Annotated in this window: 8 protein-coding genes and 1 pseudogene; 4 read left to right on the top strand and 5 right to left on the bottom strand. The window is 31.1% G+C overall.

The genetic code is table 11. From position 1 onward, the window contains the following. The 4 genes and pseudogenes from CXF67_RS18075 to CXF67_RS03775 form a co-directional block, all read left to right on the top strand. On the top strand, positions 1–685 hold a 685-nt coding region (locus tag CXF67_RS18075), incomplete at its 5' end, for a DUF3836 domain-containing protein (RefSeq protein WP_180957893.1). Positions 686–724: 39 nt separating this feature from the next. Then, positions 725–889 (top strand): annotated as a pseudogene (locus tag CXF67_RS19175) (hypothetical protein); the annotation flags it as partial. Between the two features lie 12 nt (positions 890–901). Then, positions 902–1,495 (top strand): T9SS type A sorting domain-containing protein, encoded by a 594-nt coding sequence (locus CXF67_RS03780; protein ID WP_102087531.1) that lies wholly within the window; start codon positions 902–904, stop codon positions 1,493–1,495. Positions 1,496–1,606: 111 nt separating this feature from the next. Beyond that, positions 1,607–1,927: a group II intron maturase-specific domain-containing protein gene (locus CXF67_RS03775; protein ID WP_102087530.1), complete on the top strand. Its 321-nt coding sequence runs from the start codon at positions 1,607–1,609 to the stop codon at positions 1,925–1,927. A 1,072-nt stretch (positions 1,928–2,999) separates the two neighbouring features. Here the strand turns inward: CXF67_RS03775 and CXF67_RS03765 are convergent. From CXF67_RS03765 to CXF67_RS03745, 5 genes are all read right to left on the bottom strand, one after another. Next, positions 3,000–3,503: a GNAT family N-acetyltransferase gene (locus CXF67_RS03765; RefSeq protein ID WP_102087528.1), complete on the bottom strand. Its 504-nt coding sequence runs from the start codon at positions 3,501–3,503 to the stop codon at positions 3,000–3,002. Between the two features lie 169 nt (positions 3,504–3,672). Continuing rightward, positions 3,673–3,918, bottom strand: a complete 246-nt coding sequence (locus tag CXF67_RS03760) for a hypothetical protein (RefSeq protein WP_102087527.1) — start codon at positions 3,916–3,918, stop codon at positions 3,673–3,675. Between the two features lie 51 nt (positions 3,919–3,969). Next, positions 3,970–4,491, bottom strand: coding sequence for a hypothetical protein (locus CXF67_RS03755; protein ID WP_102087526.1), 522 nt, complete (start codon positions 4,489–4,491; stop codon positions 3,970–3,972). 35 nt (positions 4,492–4,526) lie between these two features. Then, a complete protein-coding gene (locus CXF67_RS03750) occupies positions 4,527–5,162 on the bottom strand; it encodes a hypothetical protein (protein ID WP_102087525.1) in 636 nt (211 codons plus the stop codon). Then, the gene (locus CXF67_RS03745; protein ID WP_180957892.1) at positions 5,152–5,958 is read right to left on the bottom strand and encodes a hypothetical protein; all 807 of its coding nucleotides are present in this window, start codon (positions 5,956–5,958) and stop codon (positions 5,152–5,154) included. The genes CXF67_RS03750 and CXF67_RS03745 overlap by 11 nt, the downstream gene beginning before the upstream one ends. Positions 5,959–6,070 lie beyond the last annotated feature (112 nt).

Here is a 6,070-nt window from a genome sequence, read left to right as displayed (position 1 = left end):
TTTTCTAGAGAATAAGAACAGGGATTTTAATCCAAATCAAAAAAAAAATAAAATTAACTCTCAATCATTTGAAAGAAAGTTGATAGTTAATGGTGATATTTCTTATAGATTGGATAGTCTTGAGACAATAGGTTTTAATACAGGTGGTGTAAATCTAAAACGGAGGATGGAATATGATGAAAACGGAAATCGAACTCTTTACATATCATACTATAGGTACTCAGAATCTCAATCTTTTGTTCCTTCTCAGAAAGTAGAATATTCCTATGATGAAAACGGAAATCGAACTCTTTACATAATATACATTTGGAACTCAGAATCCCAATCTTTTGTTCCTTCTCAGAAAGGGGGAGATTATTCCTATGATGAAAACGGAAATCTAACTCTTTACATAGGATACAATTGGAACTCAGAATCTCAATCTTTTGTTACTTCTCGGAAAACAGAATATTCCTATGATGAAAACGGAAATTTAACTCTTTACATAGGATACAATTGGAACTCAGAATCTCAATCTTTTGTTCCTTATGCGAAAAGAGAATATTCCTATGATGAAAACGGAAATCAAACTCTTTACATATTATACTATTGGTACTCAGAATCTCAATCTATTGTTCCTTCTTTGAAAGGAGAATATTTCTATGATGAAAACGGAAATCGAACTCTTTACATAAAATACTATTAGGACTCAGAATCTCAATCTTTTGTTACTTCTTCTAAACGTGAATATTCCTATGATGAAAACGGAAATCTAACTCTTGGCATAAGATACAATTGGGACTCAGAATCCCAATCTTTTGTTCCTAATCAGAAAAGAGAATATTCCAATGATGAAAATGGAAATCTAACTCTTTACATATATTACAATTGGGACTCAGAATCCCAATCTTTTGTTCCTTCTTTGAAAAGAGAATATTCCAATGATGAAAACGGAAATCTAACTCTTGACATAACATACTATTGGGACTCAGAATCTCAATCTTTAGTTCCTTTTCTGAAATTAGAATATTCCTTTGATTTAAACAATTTTATAACCAATGAAACTAATTATTCTTGGTACCCTGAATTAGGGGTTTATAAACCAAATTTTAAAATGGACATTTCAACTCTTTCAGAAACCAATACCAAATTAGTAAGAGAAGGAATTATGTATGAACACGATACCAACTTTAATACTTGGAACGAATTAGAAGGAGAAGAATTTAAATCGCATTGGTACTATACCAAAGAATCATCTCTTTCAACTAATTCAGTAGAAGTAAATTCATTTTCTATCTATCCAAATCCAACAAAAGGGTACTTAAAGATTAACTCTTCAGAATCTTTAATAAACCCTCTCTTTGAGTTATATGACATAAAAGGAAGTAAGATATTTTCTAAACCCTTTAATTTCTCAGAACCTATTGATGTGAGTGGATTAAAGCCTTCTATATATATTTATAGGATAATAGATGGTAATGAAGTAAAACAAAGTGGTAAGGTGATTAAAGAGTAAAAATCAACCAAATAAAAATAAGAGGGTAAGTTCCATATGGTTCTTACCCTTTTTGTTTCCCTTTAATTTTCAATAAAAAAGGGAGGATTCTTTTTAAAATATGACTGTAAGATGAGCCGAAAATCTAAGAAGGGTATTCTATCGGATTTAGGTAAAATGAACATTCATAAGAAGACTCGATGTACTTTACAAGACCTAGCAATGATGCTCAACTCTAAAATTCGGGGTTGGATAAATTATTATGGGAAAATAAAACGCAAGGCTCTTAAACCTGTTTTTTATTATCTCCATCATCGGATAATCAAATGGATTTTAAATAGGTATAAACGTTTCAAAAGAAGCCGAGTTTTAGCCGTAAAGTGGTTAAGGCGCATAACTAAAGAGTATCCAAATATGTTTTATCATTGGGCATTAGGTTATCAACTAACCTAAATATTGACTGCATAATAAGAGCCGTATGAATTGAGAGGTTCACGAACGGTTCTGTGAGAAGTTAGGGGTGAAATTCCCTTGGCTTACTCGACTAGGGTTAGTTTTTATTTTATTCATTTCGTTTTTAGCGTTGGCGTGAAAGCTCTTTGCAACCGCAGGAACGAGGATTGCAATGTGCTTGAACATAAGATAGGCTTAGTTCTCACCGGAAAACATTTCAGCCAATGCTTCTCCTTGCGCCAACACTTTGTCCGCTTCTAATTTTGCCAAATCAGGTGGGTATCCGTATCGCATCAAAATCTTCTTAAGTTACATTTTGATTCCAGTTTCAGAGATTCAGTTCCAGTATTTTTAGTTTTAAACGACTTTAAATAAAATCCAGTACTACCAATTGCTTTCGGTTTTCTCAAATCGATTTCAGCTGGTTTTCCTATTCGTTTTATTATTGATTGTTCAGTCATATTATCAACTCCAATTTTCTATGATTGATGCTATTTGGAAAACGGAAATCATTATATAAACTAAGTAAAATATTAAAAAGTTGTACCATTTATAAAGCAGTTTATCCTCGTTCCCGTTATTGATACTCGTCGAAAAAGCTATTGCTATTCGACTACCAAAATGAAATATGAATAATGACGAACTGAATCCAAACAAAATTATAAATACTTTATTGGCAATTGCAAAATCAAGTGGGTTTAAAAAATGCAAAGTAACGATTAGCAATAAAAGTATAACAAATCCACTTTTTAATTTTGTCGCTATATTTATTTTCTTGGTCAGTTTTTCAAAAATCAGAACATTGAGAATAAGGAAAAATATGATGTAAAATACCTTCATTAATTTTTAGCAATATGTTTTTTTAGCTTGCACATAACGTCTAGTATATGAAACGTAGCGTATTAAATATACAATAATTTCCGAATTAGCACTTAGCCAAATCTTTGTTTTTGTATTTATTTTTTCTTTTTTAAATGCCAAATCAAAGATTTGGCGGACTTAGTAAATACACCCAAGCCATTGGTTTAAGCACTTATTAGCTATGTTTTATATACATTGTTGTGGTGCGTTTTTATTCCACTCCAATTATATTACTCCTGCGTTCCAATAGGATTGTATTTCGCCAAACTCCGTTCATTTTTCCGATTTTTTCTCGATAACCAACTTTCCGAAACCCAAGTCTTTCGTGGATGATTAGACTTCCTTTGTTTTCGGGGAAAATTCCAGCTTGTAAAGTCCAAATTTCATTGTTTTCACTTTCCGTTATTAATCTTCCCAATAATTCTGTTCCAATTTTCTGTCCCGAAAATTTTGTTGAAACATATACGCTTACTTCCGCAACTCCTCCATAAACACATCGAGAAGAAACTGGTGACAATGCATACCAGCCTACAATTTTATTATTTATTTCTGCAATTAGCCTACATTCTTTTAGATGTCCATTATTCCACCCTTCCCAATTTGGTAGGTTTGATTCAAATGTCGCATTTCCAGTATCAAGTCCTTCTTGGTAAATTCCGGAAACCTGTTCCCAATCAGTTTCTTTTAAATTTCGAAATGTTAATTTTGCTTCCATTTTTTTAAAAGTTAGTCCGTTTTCTCAAATGCACCACAACGATTAGTATAAGAGTAGTAGCGGATTACATGGCACTTTTCTTTCAATTTGTCACTAAACTTTGCATAAGATACTCACTTTGAATTTATCACTAAAACCGTTATTATTTTTATACAGTGTTAGGTGCTGGCTACTTTCCCATAAGTACAGGAAGGATGTATTTTTCTAATATTCTCTCAGGTTGCTGACTATTCTTATTTCTATAATTCCCTGATGTAATTACTGCAACAATTTTTAATTTTGGGATTACAAATATATATTGACCTCCTGCACCTCTAGCTTCTATAGATTTAATCTCTTTTCCATTGATAAGGTATGTATGATGCCACCATAAATACCCATATCCATTTTTATCAGAAGTATTTTCTAAATTCAAATAATTCTTAAAAGAGCTTTCAATCCACTTTTTTGATAGAATTTGCTTGTTTCACCATTGTCCTTTATTCAGACATAATTGTCCAAATTTCAGCATATCTCTTGGTGTCAGATACATTCCACCACCAAAATACGGTTCGCCAGACATATCAGATTGAATAATGTAATTAGAAATACCTAAAGGTAAAAACAAATTATCTTTCAAAATAATCGAATCTGCACTGTTTATAACATATTTATTCTTTTCGTTACTAGGGAAAATTTTCTTTAGTAAGTCTATGTGCAAATATGTTTTCATGATTTCAAGAAAATCTTTGGGATAGTTGAGCAACTCTCGTAACGAGCAATAATTAGTATTTGTGAAGTCTGAATTTTCATTCTCAAAGGCATCATCTATTTTGATTTCATTACGAGTTTGGTTGTATTCAATTTCTATTAAAGCAATAAATGCAGCTTTGTGAATTTGAACTTGATATTCTTTTGTCTTATGGTTGAAAAATTCGCCATAATTCTGGCCGTCATTCACGCAAAATAAGTTTGGCGCAACTACTATATTATCCAATAATATTTCCATCTGTAAAAATTATGCTTCAGATTATACGATGTTAATTATTTTTCTCCAACCCAAATCTTACCTTTTGGCTGAAAGTAAATTATATCATTATCTCCATTTGTATTAATTACTTCCTTTCGGTAGTCTCCATTTTTCAATTTTGTCAAAAGCCTCCTATCCATATAACTATCTTCAATATTTTCGTATTGATCAATAGGCCACAACAAGTCACTTTCCAAAAATTCTTCTTCATCAATTTTAGATTGCCATTTGAAATCAGCATCTAATACATTCGTGAATGATGATTTATTTTGCTTGAAGTCTGCTTTAATAAAAAGATTTTCATAATGTTCAATTCTATCTTCGATTGCACAAACAACTTGTGATTTAGATACTCTCGGTTCATAAACCCATATTTTTAAATAGTACGGTTTATTTAATTTTTCTAATTCAATTTTCCAGCTGTCATAGATTTTTTTCAGTCCTTTCAAGATCTCTCTTTTAGCCTTTCCTTTGGGTTCTGGTATTTGGCTATTCGTAAAATTTAAATTATCCCATGGGTCAACATAGACTTTCGCCTTATTGTAGTTATATTCATTTGAATGTTCATTATGGAATTCTAAATATCCTTCAATCCATTTTGGAATATTAGCAACCTTTCTTTTTAAACCTCTAATTTTCTTATATCTCACGATTTTCTTTATTGATAACTAACATATTTGTACAAGAGCGTTTGCCTCTTTTAAGCTTTAAAATTAGTAAATCCGAATTATTAACTGTCAATTTGTTTTCATTTAAAGTTTTTTTGAATTGGAATTCAGTACTGCTAATTTGGGCTGTCGCATTATTTGAAAGTACTATAAGCACTGAAAAAAGAAATATTTTAAAGAAATTATTACGAATTACTTTTATAATCATTTGCAAAATATTTTTTTTTGATATAATACTAGTTTCATATTCAAATGGAGAAGTCCAATTAAATTCACATTTATTGAAGCCGTCAAAACAAGCTACTGGTTTTAAATTATAGGCGGCCAATGTCATGATAAAACGCTCCATACCACCAAAGGGATAATTTCCTGTGGAAAATTCAACGATGCCAATACGTTCGTTTATTTTTTTAAGATTATCCATATCCACCTCGAAACCGAATTCTAAATAATTAAATATGGAAAACACATCTTGGCTACCAAATGATTCTAAATTTTCACTCTTACTTTGCAAATAGCTTTCTAGAAATTCGTTTACATAAATTGGTAATAATTCGTTGCATCTATGTTTCTCAGGTTCTACCTGTTGGTCTAAAAAAGTATTTAATTCCTCTAATGCAGCTTGTACTTCCTCCTCGGGCATCGTATCCCAATCAAATTCAGGACCTTCTTCATCAAACTTAAAACCAGGTTGCCTTACTTTAACCATATGGTCGTATAATTTTTGAAAATCTTCAAACTTTGATGAATCTTGTATTTCAAATTTAATATAAAGCATAACGTTTATTTATTGCAGTGCGCTAGTTCTATTTTATGTTTGTTTTTGACATAAATTTCTGCCAACGCTCTAATTCTATCTTTTTCTTGTGGAGCAATTGCTCTTAAAATAC

It is taken from the genome of Psychroflexus sp. MES1-P1E (assembly GCF_002836055.1).
In the GTDB taxonomy this organism is placed as follows: Bacteria; Bacteroidota; Bacteroidia; order Flavobacteriales; family Flavobacteriaceae; genus Psychroflexus.
The sequence above is the reverse complement of the archived record's forward strand: the minus strand, read 5'-3'. Positions and strand labels throughout refer to the sequence as shown.

What these genes read in the sequence shown, in the direction of transcription:
- CXF67_RS03765 (WP_102087528.1), bottom strand. Translation starts at nt 3,503, where the DNA reads ATGGAAGCAAAATTAACATTTCGAAATTTAAAAGAAACTGATTGGGAA.
- CXF67_RS03775 (WP_102087530.1), top strand. Translation starts at nt 1,607, where the DNA reads ATGAGCCGAAAATCTAAGAAGGGTATTCTATCGGATTTAGGTAAAATG.
- CXF67_RS03755 (WP_102087526.1), bottom strand. Translation starts at nt 4,491, where the DNA reads ATGGAAATATTATTGGATAATATAGTAGTTGCGCCAAACTTATTTTGC.
- CXF67_RS03745 (WP_180957892.1), bottom strand. Translation starts at nt 5,958, where the DNA reads ATGCTTTATATTAAATTTGAAATACAAGATTCATCAAAGTTTGAAGAT.